This is a genomic window from Paenibacillus rhizoplanae, from assembly GCF_042684125.1.
GTDB classification, from domain to species: Bacteria; Bacillota; Bacilli; order Paenibacillales; family Paenibacillaceae; genus Paenibacillus_AQ; species Paenibacillus_AQ rhizoplanae.
On sequence record NZ_JBHUKY010000006.1, the window covers coordinates 20,631 to 37,393 of the forward strand.

At 57.6% G+C, this 16,763-nt stretch carries 14 protein-coding genes; 1 reads left to right on the top strand and 13 read right to left on the bottom strand.

What is annotated here, in order from left to right; genetic code table 11:
* Positions 1 to 172 precede the first annotated feature (172 nt).
* From ACFSX3_RS01450 to ACFSX3_RS01510, 13 genes are all read right to left on the bottom strand, one after another.
* A complete protein-coding gene (locus tag ACFSX3_RS01450) occupies positions 173 to 1,258 on the bottom strand; it encodes a N5-glutamine methyltransferase family protein (protein ID WP_209989023.1) in 1,086 nt (361 codons plus the stop codon).
* A gap of 4 nt (positions 1,259 to 1,262) precedes the next feature.
* Positions 1,263 to 2,330, bottom strand: coding sequence for a peptide chain release factor 1 (prfA, locus tag ACFSX3_RS01455; protein WP_209989026.1), 1,068 nt, complete (start codon positions 2,328 to 2,330; stop codon positions 1,263 to 1,265).
* Positions 2,331 to 2,618: 288 nt separating this feature from the next.
* Positions 2,619 to 3,719: a redox-regulated ATPase YchF gene (gene ychF, locus ACFSX3_RS01460; RefSeq protein ID WP_209989044.1), complete on the bottom strand. Its 1,101-nt coding sequence runs from the start codon at positions 3,717 to 3,719 to the stop codon at positions 2,619 to 2,621.
* Between the two features lie 235 nt (positions 3,720 to 3,954).
* Positions 3,955 to 4,425 carry a GNAT family N-acetyltransferase gene (locus ACFSX3_RS01465; RefSeq protein WP_379312528.1) on the bottom strand — a complete coding sequence of 157 codons (471 nt, stop codon included), beginning with the start codon at positions 4,423 to 4,425 and terminating at the stop codon, positions 3,955 to 3,957.
* A 40-nt stretch (positions 4,426 to 4,465) separates the two neighbouring features.
* A complete protein-coding gene (fni, locus tag ACFSX3_RS01470) occupies positions 4,466 to 5,602 on the bottom strand; it encodes a type 2 isopentenyl-diphosphate Delta-isomerase (RefSeq protein ID WP_379258549.1) in 1,137 nt (378 codons plus the stop codon).
* 125 nt (positions 5,603 to 5,727) lie between these two features.
* Positions 5,728 to 7,203, bottom strand: coding sequence for a phytoene desaturase family protein (locus tag ACFSX3_RS01475; RefSeq protein WP_209989050.1), 1,476 nt, complete (start codon positions 7,201 to 7,203; stop codon positions 5,728 to 5,730).
* Entirely contained in the window at positions 7,200 to 8,357 is a 1,158-nt protein-coding gene (locus tag ACFSX3_RS01480; protein ID WP_209989053.1) for a glycosyltransferase, read from the bottom strand. The genes ACFSX3_RS01475 and ACFSX3_RS01480 overlap by 4 nt, the downstream gene beginning before the upstream one ends.
* Positions 8,354 to 9,094, bottom strand: coding sequence for a lysophospholipid acyltransferase family protein (locus ACFSX3_RS01485; protein WP_209989056.1), 741 nt, complete (start codon positions 9,092 to 9,094; stop codon positions 8,354 to 8,356). Before ACFSX3_RS01485 ends, ACFSX3_RS01480 begins: the two co-directional genes overlap by 4 nt.
* Positions 9,063 to 9,848 (bottom strand): carotenoid biosynthesis protein, encoded by a 786-nt coding sequence (locus tag ACFSX3_RS01490; protein ID WP_209989059.1) that lies wholly within the window; start codon positions 9,846 to 9,848, stop codon positions 9,063 to 9,065. Before ACFSX3_RS01490 ends, ACFSX3_RS01485 begins: the two co-directional genes overlap by 32 nt.
* 2 nt (positions 9,849 to 9,850) lie before the next feature.
* Positions 9,851 to 10,708 carry a phytoene/squalene synthase family protein gene (locus tag ACFSX3_RS01495; RefSeq protein ID WP_209989063.1) on the bottom strand — a complete coding sequence of 286 codons (858 nt, stop codon included), beginning with the start codon at positions 10,706 to 10,708 and terminating at the stop codon, positions 9,851 to 9,853.
* Complete coding sequence (locus ACFSX3_RS01500; RefSeq protein WP_209989068.1) at positions 10,701 to 12,221, bottom strand: phytoene desaturase family protein; 1,521 nt, start codon at positions 12,219 to 12,221, stop codon at positions 10,701 to 10,703. The genes ACFSX3_RS01495 and ACFSX3_RS01500 overlap by 8 nt, the downstream gene beginning before the upstream one ends.
* Positions 12,218 to 13,774: a phytoene desaturase family protein gene (locus ACFSX3_RS01505; RefSeq protein ID WP_379254611.1), complete on the bottom strand. Its 1,557-nt coding sequence runs from the start codon at positions 13,772 to 13,774 to the stop codon at positions 12,218 to 12,220. Before ACFSX3_RS01505 ends, ACFSX3_RS01500 begins: the two co-directional genes overlap by 4 nt.
* Positions 13,775 to 13,987: 213 nt before the next feature.
* On the bottom strand, positions 13,988 to 14,905 hold the full coding sequence (locus ACFSX3_RS01510) for a MerR family transcriptional regulator (RefSeq protein ID WP_209989072.1): 918 nt from the start codon (positions 14,903 to 14,905) through the stop codon (positions 13,988 to 13,990).
* A gap of 288 nt (positions 14,906 to 15,193) precedes the next feature.
* Here ACFSX3_RS01510 and ACFSX3_RS01515 point away from each other — a divergent pair, with 288 nt between their 5' ends.
* Positions 15,194 to 16,741 carry a phospholipase D family protein gene (locus ACFSX3_RS01515; protein ID WP_209989075.1) on the top strand — a complete coding sequence of 516 codons (1,548 nt, stop codon included), beginning with the start codon at positions 15,194 to 15,196 and terminating at the stop codon, positions 16,739 to 16,741.
* Positions 16,742 to 16,763 lie beyond the last annotated feature (22 nt).

Here is a 16,763-nt window from a genome sequence, read left to right on the forward strand (position 1 = left end):
CCTTACTCAGTACTGGTTCTTCCCGTTCTTGTCCCCCGGCAGCAGCCCAGGCAGAAGTTCCGTCATGTCTATTGTAAAGGAAGCGGCCGCCTAAATACAATTTACCAAGGATTGGCGTTCTTCTGCTTCGCCTGGAGGAGGAGATTGTGCTGTGTGTATGCTCCAATGTCCTCTAGCGTGCAATCCCGAGCACATGCCGGGGAATCCCGGCGAGATCATCGATGGTGATGATCTCGTCCCAATGTCCGGCTGCCCGCAGCAGTCCGGCTACCTGCTCGGCCTGCCCCTGGCCGAGCTCAAAGCCGACCAGGCGCGGCGGAGCCGGGAGCAGCGGCAGCTGCTCCATCATGCGGCGGTACGGGTCCAGCCCGTCCCCGCCGCCGTCCAGTGCCGTGCGCGGCTCATGATCGCGCACCTCGCGCTGCAGCCCGGCGATGTCGCCGCCGGGGATGTACGGCGGGTTGGAGACGAGGATATCCGTCTCCAACCCCGCGAACGGCTCGAGCAGATCGCCGAGCCGCAGGTCCACCGCCGTGCCGTGCCGCTGCGCATTGCGCCGGGCTACGGCCAGCGCGCCGGGCGAGATGTCGCCGGCGCAGACCCGCCACGCCGGCGCTTCCGCCGCCAGCGTGACGGAGATCGCTCCGCTGCCGGCGCCGATATCGACGGCGGTCAGCGGCCGTGCGGCGCCAGCGAAGCCCGCGCCGCTCTCCCGGCGGGCGGCGCTGCGGCCCGCCGCGCTGTGGGCGGCGGCTTCATCCGCAGCCGCCATACCTTCCGGTGCGGCCTCGCCCCGCACCGCCCCAGCCTCACCGCCCGCAGCTGTCCACTGCTCGTCTCCTTCAGCTTCCGGTGCGGCCTCGCCCCGCACCGCCACCAGCCCGTCCGGCCACAGCTCCGCGCCGTACTTCAGAATCGCCTCGACGAGCAGCTCCGTCTCCGGGCGGGGGATCAGCACATCGGGCGTGACCTCGAAGGCCCGGCCGTAAAACTCCTGCTCCCGGGTGATGTATTGCACCGGTTCTCCCGCCGCCCGGCGGGTCACCAGCGCTTCCCAATCGGCCTTGCGCGCCAGCGGGAACGGATCAGCCAGCGCCATATAATAAGCCGCCCCGGACAAGCCCAGCACATGCTCCAGCAGAAGCTGGCTGCTGCGCTGCGGCTCATTGCATCCGTTCCCGGCCAAAAAAGAAGAAGCCTCCGCAAAGGCTTCCCGGATGCTTTGCAATTCCGACATGACGTAAGAGTCGTGTTTCAAAGCATTATTCTCCTTTTTCCATCAATTCTGCTTGTTCCGCAATCGACAGTGCCGAGATGATCTCGGTAATATCCCCGTTCATCACCTGATCCAAACGGTGGAGGGTTAAGCCGATCCGGTGATCTGTCACACGGCTTTGCGGGAAGTTGTAAGTACGGATACGCTCACTGCGGTCACCGGTCCCCACCTTGCTTTTGCGTTCTCCGGAATACTTCGCTTCCTCTTCCTGACGCTTCAAATCCGAGATCCGGGTACGCAGCACCTTCAGCGCCTTATCCTTGTTGGAGTTCTGGGACTTGCCGTCCTGGCAGGTAGCCACGATCCCCGTAGGTACATGGGTTACACGTACTGCTGATTTAGTCGTGTTAACTGACTGTCCGCCCGCGCCGCTCGAACAGAAGGTATCGACACGGATATCCTTGTCATGAATCTCAATTTCAAAATCTTCCGCTTCCGGCATTACGGCCACGGTAGAGGTAGACGTATGGATACGTCCGCCGGATTCTGTGGTAGGTATGCGCTGCACACGGTGTGCGCCGCTTTCAAATTTCATTTTGCTGTAAGCACCGCGCCCGTTGATCAGGAAAATCACTTCCTTGAAGCCGCCGAGATCGTTCGTGTTCACATCCATCAGCTCCACGCGCCAGCCCTGGGTATCGGCATAACGGGTATACATCCGGTACAGGTCAGAGGCGAACAAGGCTGCTTCGTCCCCGCCGGCTGCGCCGCGGATTTCCACGATTACGTTCTTGTCATCATTAGGGTCTTTAGGCAGCAGGAGCAGACGGATTTTCTCCTCCAGATGGGCCTGCCGCTCGGACAGCTCATCGATCTCCATCTTGACCATTTCTTTCATTTCATCATCAAGCTTCTCGGCCTGCATCATCTTCGCGGCTTCAAGCTCTTCCATTACGTTCTTATATTCGCTATACGCCTCGAAGGCGGGCTGCAAGTCGGATTGTTCTTTGGAATAGTCCCTCAGTTTCTTACTGTCGCTTGCAACATCCGGGTCACATAGCAGTTCACTGAGTTTCTCATAGCGGTCCGCCAGGGATTGCAATCGGTCCAACAAGGGAATTCACCTCTCCTGATTCAAATTCTTCATTCAATATTACTTTAAATTGTTAGCACAACGGAAATAGATATACGACTTTATATTATACCACCACAAGCCTCAATTGGCTACAGTACATGCGGCGGGGACGGGGAGAAATCTTTTGATACGAAACTGCATGATCTTATGATGTTGAACCTCCAGCCAGCTTATGCGCCGGCACCGGGTCCGAATGACACAAAGAAACCATCCAGCAAGCAAATACCTCTACTCCTGAATGGCCTCTCTATAACAAGCGAAAAGTATCTATACGTTGAACCGGAAATGCATAACGTCGCCGTCCTGCACCAGATATTCCTTGCCTTCCAGACGCAGCTGCCCGCGTTCCTTGGCGCCGTTCATTGAACCTGCCGCTACCAGATCGGTGTAGGCTACAACCTCCGCCCGGATAAATCCGCGCTCGAAGTCCGTATGAATCACGCCCGCCGCTCCAGGAGCCTTCGTTCCCTTACGGATGGTCCAGGCACGAACCTCTTGAACGCCCGCAGTAAAATAAGTGTACAGGCCCAGCAGCTTATAAGCCGCTTTGATCAGGCGGTTAAGCCCGGATTCCTGCAGACCCAGCTCTTCAAGGAACATCTCCTTGTCTTCGCCTTCCAGCTCTGCAATCTCCGCTTCCACCTTGGCACTGATCGGCACGACTTCAGCATTCTCGGCGGCTGCGAATTCGCGGACCTGCTTCACATAAGGATTCTCCTCGGCAGACGCCACTTCATCCTCGCCCACATTCGCCGCATACAGCACCGGCTTCAGGGTGAGCAGGTGAAGATCACGCACGATCTGGCGCTCATCCTCAGACAACTCCAGGCTGCGTGCAGGCTGGTCCTGATACAGGGCTTCCTTCACGCGCTCCAGTACTTCTACTTCCTGGGCGTATTTCTTGTCGCCGCCCTTGATATTTTTGCGGGAACGCTCAATCCGCTTCTCCACGCTCTCCAGGTCAGCCAGAATCAGCTCCAGGTTAATCGTCTGGATGTCGCTGATCGGATTCACCTTGCCGTCCACATGGGTTACATTCTCATCGACGAAGCAGCGCACCACATGAACAATGGCATCCACCTCGCGGATATGAGCCAAGAACTTGTTGCCCAGGCCTTCGCCCTTGCTCGCGCCGCGCACCAGTCCGGCAATATCGACGAATTCAAAAGCGGTCGGAACCGTCTTGTTCGGCTGAACCAGCTCCACCAGTTTATCCAGACGTTCGTCCGGTACTTCTACAACCCCGACGTTCGGGTCGATGGTGCAGAACGGATAGTTGGCGGATTCTGCGCCCGCTTGTGTGATTGCATTGAATAATGTCGATTTGCCCACGTTGGGAAGTCCAACGATACCTGCTTTCAAAGCCATTTATATGACAACTCCTATTTTCGGTTGGTTTGATCACCGCATGAATTACCGAACTGATCTCAAACCATTATATATTAGAACAAATTCTCCAGCAACAGCAGATGTCAAGGGGACTGCAAAATAACCCCACAAAGTGAGGCTTTAGCTTCAAGGCGATGCATGCACAGGTACTTCGGGGGGACCCAGGAAGATCTCTTTTCAAAAAGCCCCCTCGCGGAGCCTTCATCCTGGTGCTCTATAGCATTTTGGTCATTGTAATATCCGTGACTATGAAGCCCATTTTCTTGTACAGCTTAAAAGCACGGTCATTCTGCCCGAAAACATGCAGTCCGATCTTCGTCACCTTCATCTTCCGGGCTTCTTCATCCAGCAGGGTCAGGGCCCGTGTACCGTAGCCTTTGCCCTGGAAGGGCTCGAATACATAAATATCATAAATAAAGGCCTCCCGTACACCGCGGCTCTCATTCACGTTGAACCAGATATACCCGGCTTGGGTCTGTGTCTCAGCCTCAACTATAGAATAGAGGTAAGCCCCCTCTGTGTGTAACCCTTTGGGCAGAAACCGCGTCATCGCTTCCTGGGATAATTTCATCGCGGTCTCCGCGTCCCAGGCTCCGGTCTTGATTTTGTCTTCCGCGTAGTCACGGGTGGATTGCTTCATAAAAAATTGAAATGTCGATTCGTCCATTTGAACCAGTGTAATCATTGAGTTTAGCCCTTCCTTCGCCATGTTAAAATCGTCTCGCCTATCGCCGGACAAGCCGCGGCGTTCCCCGCAGCGCTGCAAGGTCCGGCGCGCCGATGCCGAACATCACTGTCCGCAGCTCCAGCTCTACCTGGGCCAGCGCCTGATCCAGCGCCTCCTCGGAGCTGACGGCCGGACCCAGCAGCCCGCGTCCGAAGCCCGCCAGATCAGCGCCAAGGGCCAGCGCCTTGGCGGCATCGACTCCGTGCTTCAGCCCGCCGCTGCCGATCAGCGCGCCGCGCGGGGAGACCGCGCGGACCTCGGCAATGCACTCCGCCGTGGGAATGCCCCAGTCGGCGAAGGCCTCCGCTGCCGCACGCCGCACCGGATCGATGCTGCGGAACTTCTCTACTTGGCTCCACGAGGTGCCGCCAGCTCCGGCAACATCAATGAAGGCAGCGCCAGCCTGATATAGCCGGGCGGCCGTATCGCCATCAATCCCCCAGCCGACCTCCTTGATCCCCACCGGGATCTCAAGACTCCGGCATAATGCCTCTATCCGCTTCAGTAAGGAACCGAAGCCGGTGTCACCCTCGGGCTGGAATACTTCCTGCAGCCCGTTCAGATGGAGAACCAGCCAGTCCGCTCCGGCAATGTCAACCGCCCGGCGGCATTCCTCTACCCCGAAGCCGTAGGCGAGCTGCACGGCTCCGACATTCGCAATGACCGGAATCGTGGGTGCGTTGGCCCGCACATGGAAGGTTTCCGCAAGCTCCGCGCGTTCTACAGCCGCGCGCACCGAGCCGACTCCAAGCGCCCAGCCCCGGCGCTCCGCCGCTTCGGACAGCCGCTCATTAATTTTGCCCGTAGCCGCGCTCCCTCCGGTCATGGAGCTGATCAGCAGCGGGGTACGCAGTGTACGGCCCAAGAATTCAGTATTCAGTGAGATTGTATCATAATCCAGCTCCGGCAGCGCGTTATGACGGAACCGGTACTGCTCGAACCCGGTTGTAATTCCGCTGCCAGCCACATCTTCATTCAGGCAGAGCCGCACATGCTCAAGCTTCCGTTCTCCGGTTCTGGAGTCGGGCAGCAGAGATTTATGTCCGGCAATACCTGAGCCTGCTGCCTGCTGCCCTGGCTGGGACCCTCCGCCTGAGTGCTCCACTGCGCTCTGCGGCACACCGTTTCGCGGCATATCATTCATGCTGTCTTCCTCCGTTTCTGCTTTACTTATCTCAAAATATATCCGGCCCCACAAGTACATTTCATTATAGCACAACCCCGCTCGGCAACTGAACGCGCTGGCGGGGTCCTCTCTCTTCATACATGGCTTGCAATATATTCGCCCACCAGTCTGCCGGACAACGACACTACGGGTGTTCCCCCGCCGGGATGCGTGGTTCCGCCCACATACCACAGCCCCTTAACATCGCTGGAACGGTTGCCCGGGCGTGAGAAGGTCTGTTTTACCGTATTGGAGGATATCCCGTAAATGGCTCCCTGATGCGCCAGTGTATCGCGGGCGATATCCTGCGGGGTATACCGCTCCAGCACAGCTGCGGACGACAGCCCGCTCACTCCGTGGCTATCCAGTAGGGACAATACCCGCTCCCCGTACGCAGCACTCTCCTCGCTCCAGTCACAGGCCGGGCTCAGATAAGGCGCATTAGCCAGAATGAACAGGTTGCTCCCGCCTGCAGGCGCCATCTCAGGCTCGGAATAACCGGAGTGGCATATATACACTGTCGGCTGCTGCGGCGGACGCTTATGCTCGAAGATATCCTTGAATTCCTGTTCATAGTTCTCCGGGAAAAACACCGTATGATGCAGCAGCGCATCATACGTGCGCGGCACGCCTGCCAGCGTTACCAGCCCGGACAGGGAGGGTTCGTAGGCTTCAATCCTGCGGTCCGTCATTCCCGGACGAACCGCTTCAGGCAGCAGCATCTTGTTGATGCTCAGAACATCGCCACCGGCAATCACGGTCTTGGCCGGGTAGAAGCCCTGCGCCGTATCCACACCTTCTACCGCACCGGAGACTACGGAAATTCCCGTCACCTCCGTGCCTGTAAGGAGCTGCACACCCAGATTCTGGGCGAGCGCAGTCAGGCCGCTGATTAATTCATAGGTGCCGCCCTTCACCCCGTATACGCCCTCCTGAATCTCCAGATGACCCAGCATGGCGAAGATGGAGGGGGAACGATACGGCGATGATCCGACATAGGTGGCATAGCGGCCCAGCATAGCCAGGGTATTCGGATGGCTGAAGTAGCGGAGCAGCAGGTCATGCAGGCTGAGAAAAGGCCTTACGCGTACCAGATCCCGCACAAGTGAAGGGGAGAGCTTATCCCTCCAGGACAGCAGCAGCCTGTTCAGGAACTGCTTCTCACTGAGCTGATACAACCGCGCGGCTTCCGCCAGAAAGTCCGGAAACCGCGCAGCATCTGCCGGGCTATAGGAGGCCATCTGCTCCTGCATTCTTCCGGTGTCCCTTGAGAAATCGACAACCTTGCCGTCTGCGAACACATTGCGGGTGCGCGGCTCCAGCTCATAGAGCTGGACATAATCCTCCATGCGGGCTCCCGCAAGCTCATAGAGCGAGCGGAAGACATGGGGCATCGTAATCGTACTTGGGCCACGGTCGAAGGTGTAGCCCCCCGCCTGCACACGCTGCAGCTTGCCGCCCGGCTGCTGCTGGCGTTCCAGCACAGTGACATCCCATCCTTCAGCGGCAAGGGTGACCGCACAGGACAGCCCCCCAAATCCGGCGCCAATGATTACTGCCTTCGGTTTCATCCATAACGCCTTCCTTTCCATTCATAGCCTGCGCGCGAACGGCTTCCGCGCCAGGACGCCACAGCAATCAGCGACAGGCAGAGCATGCTCACAGGGAGTAAGAGACAGAACCAGAACGGCTGCCGTCCGGCAGCATCACTGGTCCGTTTTACGGCCAAACCGGCAAGCAGCGCAGCAGCGGGCCAGAGAAGCGCGCCCGGCTGCCCGCTTAGGCCATAGTACAGAACTGCGGCGGCCGGTGCCACGTACAGCGACAAGTATGCAATAAGTACAGCCAGCAGCAGCACCGGGCGGCGGCCGATACCGGCATAGATATTCTTCCGGTAGCCGTTCCATACTTGCCGGGCATTGTGATACATCCGCATGAACACCTGTTCCGTAACATCCATGAGCGTCACCGTCCCGCCCGACCGCTTCACGGCGCGGGCCAGCGCCATATCATCCACCAGTTCGCTGCGGATGGCCTCGTGCCCGCCGCATTCATAGTAACTATCCCGATGAATCAGGATGAAGCCCCCATGCGCCGCAACAAACCGCGGATCTCGGGAGCTGCGGACCAGCGGAATTGGCAGGTGACAGATGATGGTGAAGACCATCAGGGGAACGACCAGCCGCTCCAGCCAGCTTCCGGTTATCTGCCGGGGGAAGCCGGTAATCATGCCGCCTCCCGCTGCTGCAGCAGCAGAAAGTGCCGCCTGAAGCGCCCCTTGCTGAAGACGGACATCCGCGTCCAGGAACAGCAGCCATTCCCCGCTTGCCGCTTCTGCAAGCTGAGCGCAGGCATGGGACTTGCCCAGCCAGCCCTCCGGCAGCTCTCTTCCCTTCAGAACGCGTACTCTGCCGCCGCCCGCTGCTGCGGCAATAGTCCCCGTTCCGTCCGTCGATGAATCATCCAGTACAATAATTTCCGCCCCGATTCCGCCGGTGCTTGAGGCCAGCACAGAGGAGAGACAGTCCCCAATATTATCCGCTTCATTCCGGGCGGGGATGAGCACCGACAAGCGTAAGGCCCGGGGGGACGCCGGTGCTGGCAGCGCCTTCTCTGCTCTTGTTCCGGGCGCTGTCCCCAGCTTGAGGAGCTGCGCTGCATTCCATACTGCGAACAATAGCTGAAGCAGTACAATACCGGTTACAGCCTGAAAGAACACGTTCATCCTCTCCCCCCGCCCGGCCGCAACAGGTCAAGCCATTCATTGGTTGATCTCCCCCGGCGGAGCAGCGGTCTGAATTCATCCGGCATATAGCCTTGATGGTTAAGCACCCTGCTGCGGTGTGACTCCAGTTGTCCGCCAAGAACAGTCTCCAGCGTCCGGGCTACCCTTGAGCGGTCCATCTCCGCCCAAGGGAGCAGCAGCGGCGCCCCGGCCAGCAGTGTGGCTTCCGGCTTGGTATGCCGGAACAGGCCATGGTATAGCGTCACCGGCACCACGGCAGTCTGCGGACTGAGCCGCAGCGCCAGGGAAGCCCCCTCTTTTAGACTCAACGGCCGGTGCTCCAACGGCCGAATTTCTCCTTCAGGGTACATCCAGACACTCTCCCCCGCCTCCAGCAGCCCGGCTGTATACCGCAGGGAAGCCCGCGCATCTCCTGGACTTCCTGGGTTAATCGAATACGCGCCAAGCTTTCTGAAGAAGGCATACTTACGGAGCTGCTCCTCTTCCATCATGAAATAATGACGCTTCCCCGGCAGCTTCCCGGCGGCGTGATAGGCCAGCAGGCCGTCCCACCACGAGCTGTGATTCATGAGATAGAGAATCCCCCGGCCGGCAGCGGCAGCGGGCTGAAGCTCTCCGCTGATCCCGATGAAGTGGAAATGTCTGCGCAGCAGATACATGGAATTATAACGGTAGAATAACCAGTCAAACCTTCCCGATGGAACGGCTTCCAGCATAGCGCAGACTCCCTTCGGCCAGAGCGGCGCCTGCCCCGGCGATCACCGCACAGGCTGGCAGTCCCTCTGTCAGGCTGATCAGGCCGAACAGGATCAGGATTGCCTGATACAGGCGGGTGCCCCGGCGGGCAGCCAGGCGGGTGAACGGCACAGCCGGGAGCAGCATGGACAAGGCAGCGCCTGCAATCAGCCAGCCGCCGAAGTTGCTCCAGGGCACCTGATAGAAGCCCCCGCCGCCCTCCCAGTGCCAGAAGTTTCTGGCATGGGCCACAGGGTCAAGCACCAGATCCATCAGCACTGTCCAGAAGCCCACCTGCACGGCCCGCAGCAGCAGGAGCCGGAGGCCGCGCTGTCCGAAATCATGACTGATCAGCACGGCATTGCACACAACAGCAATCCAAGCGAAGCCCAGGGTAACCGGCACACCAAATAATAAAGGCCCTAGAATAGTCGAATAATTATAATCTCCAAACAACCGGCCGGAATGCACGCCTACCCATTCGACCGCCATTCCGCCTAACCAGATAAGAGCCGCAGCATACCAGAATCGCTTGGTCATCCGGCCTCCAGAAGAATTGACTGACCAGTCAGACATGAAGGGTTTGACTTGCCCCTTAGATACTAAGTCCATGGCATATGCGCCGTAGAATACCAGAAACAATCCGTTAGAGAACTTCAGGCTATCCGGAATGCCGAACACGATCAACAGCAGCGCACCGATGGTATACCAGATCCAAAAAAGCGTTCGGACCATCGCTAGACCACCGCAGTTCTTACACCGGCATAACGCACGACCGTACGCTGGAACAGCTGGAGCTTGGCTTCATCGCTGACATAGGATCTTTTGCGGAAAACATCATACTCGTCTGCCTCCACTGCATCCAGAATAGCGGCATAGAAGGATGCGGCAAGTTCAATGGCAAGACCGCTCTCCAAAGGATACGTGTCTACATGCGTAAGTCCTTGCCGGAACCAGTCCAGCGCTTCTGTCCGCAGCTCCTGGATCACAGCGGTGAAACGGTGATTGACCTCCCCGTCCTCCAGCTCCTGCTGGCTGTAGCCATGTCTGCCCATCACCTCAAGCGGCACGTATCTGCGTCCTCTTCGGAGATCCTCACCCACATCGCGGATGATATTCACCAGTTGCATTCCTATCCCCAGCGCAATTCCCGATGTCCGTGCCGCTTCACTCTGATCATCCCGCAGGACAGGCAGCAGCATCTCCCCTACCGTTCCCGCTACAAGATAACAGTAATCCTTAAGCTGCTCCATCGTGTCATAGGCAGTGAAGGTAAGATCTCTAAGCTGTCCCTCCATTTGCAAAAGGAACGGCTCACGCTGAAGCTGCGGGAAGCCGCTGAACAGCCAGCGCAGCGCCGGCCAGATGAAGTGCCCGTCTGCCTGCTCCAGATTCATGAAATGCTCCCGCAGCTCATGAATGCTGAACGGCGCGCCTTCCGGCTCATCCACACTATCGTCTATAATCCGGCAGAAGGCATAAATAACATGCACCGCTTCACGCCTGGGACTTGGCAGAACATCAAACGCCTTATGGAACGAAGTGGACCCTTTCTTCATCAGTTCCTCACATTGCTGCAGTATCCTATCATCCATGTACGCTCATCTCCTTTATCATTTCCTGAACGGCAAGCTTCGCACCCTGCATGACAATCGGCACACCGCCGCCGGGATGGACGGAAGCGCCTGCGGCATACAACCCCTTGAGCGGATAAGGCTTCGGCTGGGGCCGGAATACCCCCGACTGGGTCAGCAGCGGTGCAATACCGAAGCTGCCCCCGCCATACATTCCTTCCTGCTCCGCATCGGCAGGCGTTCTCAGCCTGCGCCAGATCACACTCGCGGCAAGCCCGGGGAAGCCCCGCTTCTCGGCATCCGCCATAACTTTATCGGCCAGCGCTCCGGCTATTTCCTCCCACTTCTGATCGGGCACCGCCGGGACGGGAACAAGGAAATACAGCACGCTCTGTCCGGGAGGGGCTGCACTATCGTCCAGTGCTACCGGATTAAATACATAATAAGATGAATCCTGGGGAATTTGTCCCCGGTCAAACAGCTCGTGAAGGCTGCTATTCAGACTGTCCGGCAGGAAGAACTGGTGCACCAGCGAATCCGGCCAGCGCTTATCCGTGGCTGCATAGATCAGCAGACAGCCCGAGGAGGGCTTCCAGCTTCCGCGTTTTATGGCCTTGGCCGATACGGGTCTGCCCTTATTCGCCGTCACAACCGGTGCCTGTTCCTGCTTGAATACACCAGGCGGCAGCAATGATTCTACATTCGGGAAATCTCCATTGTACAGTACAGCATCATAGGGAATCGGCTGCCCCTGAACAACAACTCCGCTGCAGCGTCTTCCTTCCACAAGCAAGGATTCCACCTCGGTGCCCGTATGAATCTGTACCCCGCGGTCTTTCAGCTCCCGGGCAATGATCTGCGGCAGCGTCCCATATCCGCCCTTCAGCATCCAGATGCCAAAGGCATGCTCGGCGTAAGGAAGCATGGTGTAGATGCCGGGTGTGCGGAAGGGCGCTCCCCCAATATAGAGGCTCTGTAGGGAGAACGCGTCTCTAAGCTCCTCATTGCGAAAATACTGGCCGATAGCCGAGCGCAGGCTTTGGTAAGCACGCAGGCGGAGCATCAGCGACAGATTAGCCGGACTGAAGAATTCACGCCCGCTGGCATACCCCCGCTCCAGGAACGACTTCCGCCCCTGCGGATACAGCACTGACATGTCCTTCATGAACCGGGTGAAGCCCTTGCCCTCTCCGGGATAGAGCCGGTCAATCTCCTCCGCCTGCGCCGCAGTATCCGGGAATTTGGTTAATACACGCCCGCTTCGGAAGTGAACCCGGTAGAGCGGATCACAGCGCAGCAGCTCCAGGCTGGATCGCGGAAGGCCGCCTTCCTCCAGAATACTGAGAAGCATCTCCGGCAGCAGCACGATGGTAGGGCCGCGGTCAATCCGGTAGCCGTCCTGCTCTTCAAAGGCCACACGCCCGCCCGCTTGAGCTGCCCGCTCATACATCACCACCTCATGTCCCTGACGGGTAAGCAGCAGCGCTGCCGTCAGCCCGCCAATGCCGCTGCCTACGATGGCCATGCGGCTCATAACGGAACCCCCGCACCTGTGCCGGGCGCGCCCGCCTGTACGGTGAACCGGCCCCGCACAGCCTGGTCATGCTCCCGCAGCAGCCGTGCGCTGATCTTGGCCGACTCGAAGATCGTCGGCAGACCGCTGCCCGGATGGGTTCCCCCGCCGACCAGCCAGATGCCGCGTACCTCCTCGAAGGTATTATGCGGCCGCAAATGCATCATCTGCCCGAGATTATGGGCCAGATTGAAGGTGGCCCCGTTATATACATTCTGCTGGTTCTGCCAGTCCAGCGGAGAGAAGAACAGGCTCTCTTCCACCCGTCCGGCGATTCCGGACAGCTGCGGAATCTGCTGCAGCCGCTCCATCATCCAGTCCTCTACCTCCGCACGCTCCTGCTCCCAGTTGATATCCGCACTCAGATTAGGCACCGGCATCAACACGTAGATCGAGGATTTGCCGGGAGGAGCCAATGTCTTATCGATAACCGACGGATTATGGATATAGATAGAGGCATCCTCCGACAGAACGCCCAGCTCCGTAATCTCTTTGACATTACGCCGGTAATCGGCGGCGAAATGAACCGAATGATGATCCAGGTCTACCTCACCATCCACACCGAGATAGAGCATGGCTGTGGAGCAGGAATATCTTTTACGGGCAATCTTGGCGGGGGTGTATTTCTTCAGAAGTCCGGGTTCGAATAATTGTGTCATCGCAGAGCCAAAGTCTGCACCAATCACAATATAATCCGCATCCACCTTCTCCCCGTTCTCCAGCAGCAAGCCTGTGGCCTGCCCGTCCTTGACGATAACCCGCTTCACTCCGCTTGCAGTATGAACCCGCCCGCCATGCTCCTGGATGACCTCAGCCATAGCCTGGAGCACGCGATTAATTCCGCCAGTCGGATGGTACAGGCCGTAACGGTGCTCCATGTACGACAGAATCGTGAAGGTGCCCGGACATTCCCAGGGCGACATTCCCAGATACTTGGCCTGGAACGTGAACGAGAACCGCAGCCGCTCATCATCGAAATAACGGGAGAGCCGGTTGTACACGGTGTCTGTAGCGTTCAGCTTGGGCAGCGCGTGCAGCACATCTCTTTTGACATAATCCCGTAGCGATTGGAACGGACGCTGCAGCAGCGGAATCACCCGCTCCAGCTTGTCGGCTTCATCTGCCATGAACCGGCGGTAGCCGCTGCCGTTGCCGGGGAACAGCCGCTCAATCTCCTCAGCCGTCTGATCCTGGTTCGTAGAAGGCCTAAATACGGTATCTCCAAAATGCAATGAATACAGCGGATCAAGCGGCGTAAGGTCAACATAGTCATGCACAGAACGCCCAGCCAGAGTGAACAGCTCCTCCAGCAAATGCGGCATCATCAAGAAGGTGGCTCCCCGGTCAAAATGGTAGTCTCCCAGCTTCAACTCTCCTGACCTTCCGCCCACCGTCGCTTGCTGTTCATAGAGATCTACCTCATATCCTTCGGCGGCAAGCAGCATGGCGGCGGCCAGCCCGCCCGGCCCTGCGCCGATTACTGCGACTTTTGCGGTGTCTGTGGTTCGGATCAAGCGGCATCCTCCTTCATTCAAACGTTATACAAAAACTATACAATAGTGATACAAGTATCATACATACTTTGCCGGGCCATGTAAATATCATCACCCGGACTTCCAGTAATTTGATTGCTAGACTTGTCCATAGCAAAAGAACCGGCCAGCCCCGCAAACGGGTTCTGATCGGTTCCATAGAATCTCCTACACTATTAAAATTCAATATAACTGCTACGCTCTATGCCTGATTCCGGCAAATTCCTGATCGAACCAGGCTTGCCAGCGCTCCGGCGGCTCCGCCATCACATAGGTGGCTTTGGTCTCCTGGAGGCTGATTGCCTCATACGCTTTGCCGCCCGCAATGAGCTGCATCTCCGGGTACTGGCTGCCGATCCGCTCAAGCAGCTTCTCCGTATAAGGGACCAGCGTGCCATTCGTAACGGACAGGCAGACGGCTCCGATCCGCTCTTGCTTCGCCAGCAGCTCCATCACACCGTCCTCGGGGGTATTGGACCCCAGGTAGATGACCTCAACCCCGTTCCTGCGCAGGAACAGCGAGAACAGCAGCAGGCCGATCTGGTGATGCTCTCCCGCCGGGCAGAAGGCAATCACCTTTTGTAGATGGGCATACACCGGGAACACGTGAAAAAATTGGGATAGCCGGTTCGAGATCATATGTGTCATATAATGCTCCTGGGCCACTGTTGCCTTCCCTTGCTCCCAGGCATCACCAACCTTTACCAAAACAGGCACCAGCACCTGATGAACCATCGCCTCATAGCCGTACAGGGAGAACCCGAAATCGATCAGGGCATCGGCCCGCTCACCCTGGATGTCGAGCAGCGCTGCATAGATCTGCTGTCTCATTTTGTCCAAAGCATCCTTGGGGTCACCGCCCGCAACAGACAGACGCTCATCCAGGTCCTTCTGCTTATGCTGCTTCAGCATCCGCACGGCATGTGAGATACTGATGCCCTTGTTATCGGTCTGTTCCTTCAACCAGCGAAGGTCCTCAATATTCTCTTGGTTGTACAGTCTATAGCCGGACTCGGTACGTTCCGGGACGACAGCCTGATACCGGTTCTCCCATGCCCGCAGCGTGACAGAGGGAATATCGAGCATTTCGACGACCTGTTTGATGGAATACACGATGTATCTCACTGCCTTCCTGTTTACACTGAATACATTTGAAGATTCAAACCTTATACAAATTATTTACACTCATTATACAATTGCTTCTGTGTTATGTCACCAGAACTTGTATTATGCAGCTCGCAGGTACGGTGCGGATGAAATGGAGCGGTTTTTGCAACACTAGATTTTCCAGGGATTTTGCACTGAGCTGCTTCACTTCTCCTTAGCTGGCGTTATAGGTACTTACCATGCCGGGCCACCATATAACCGCGCTGACCCGGCAGTAGACCCAGGAGGATAAATATGAATCAAGGCCGCCATCCCGTCACACCCGAACAGTTACAGATTACGCTGGCTTCAGGGGCGATTACAGCATCCCGCCACAAGCGGCGGACGTTATTCTTCCTTCGCCGACGCTCCAAGCTCCTGATTGCCCTGATCCTTCTTCTCCTCTGGCTGGCCGGAGTGATGCTCTATCAGACCCACAAACCGCTGCCGCCCGGACTTTCTGTGGAGAGTCCTGCTTATAAGGTGAATACGGTCGCCTTCTGGCATGATCTGACCTACCAGGACAACAGCGGGAAGCAGGCAAGGGAAGAACAGATTCTGCCCAGAATCCTGAAGATTATTGAAGAGTCCAGACAATTCCTTGTGATCGATCTGTTCCTGTTCAATAACTATACCCATACCGACCAACAGTTCCCTGCTGTCAGCAGACAGCTTACCGATAAGCTGCTCGCCCAGAAAGCCGCCTATCCCGCCATGGAGATCGTCTTCATCACCGATGAGGTGAATACGAATTACGGCTCTGCGCCGAATGCCCTACTGGATGAGCTGAGCGCAGCCGGGATTAAGGTCATCCTGACGGACGTAGACGATCTGCGGGATTCGACACCGGCTTATTCGGCGGTCTGGCGTACCTTCATCCAGTGGTTCGGTCAATCCGGCACAGGCTGGATTCCGAATCTGATGGCCAGCGGAGGGCCCGATATTACCGCACGATCCTATCTGAAGTTGCTGAATGTCAAGGCGAACCACCGCAAGGTTGTACTCAGTGAGAACACCGCGCTGATCTCCTCCGGCAATGTGCATGATGCCAGTGCCTATCATTCCAATATTGCCCTGGAGGTACAAGGCCCCATCCTGGCGGATATTCTGCAGAGCGAGCAAGCTGCGGCTAATCTGTCGGGAGCCGGTCCCCTGCTGAGCAAGCAGCCTGACTTCGGGAAGCCTTCCGCCACCGCCGGAGGGGCTCCGCTTGAAGTCCGCTATTTGACCGAAGGCAAGGTGTACAAATATGCGCTGGAAGGAATCGCTGCTGCGGGACCGGGGGACGTCATCTGGATGAGCATGTTCTATCTGGCGGACGACAGAATTATTGATGCCCTGCTTGCCGCTGATGCACGGGGTGCCCAGGTCAGGCTGCTGCTTGATCCTAACCAGAATGCCTTCGGACGGGACAAAATCGGCATCCCGAACCGCCCCGTTGCGATGGACCTGGACCGCCGCTCGGAAGGAAATATCCTGATCCGCTGGTACAACACAGGCCAGGAGCAATATCACAGCAAGCTGCTGTTCATTGCCAAGGCGTCAGGCGACTCCATTATCCTAGGCGGATCGACGAACTTCACAGCCCGGAATCTGGACGACTATAACCTGGAGAATGACCTCTGGGTGTCCGTTCCACGGGAACAGCCGCTGTATGCGGAGGTGGAGGGCTACTTCAAGCGGCTGTGGAACAACGAGGGGGCCGAGTACAGCCTGCCGCTGGGGGAATATCAGAGTGAGATCACCTGGTTGAAATACATCCTCTACCGGATGCAGACCCGGCTTGGGTTCACTACCTTCTGAAACAAAAAAACGGTACCGTTCC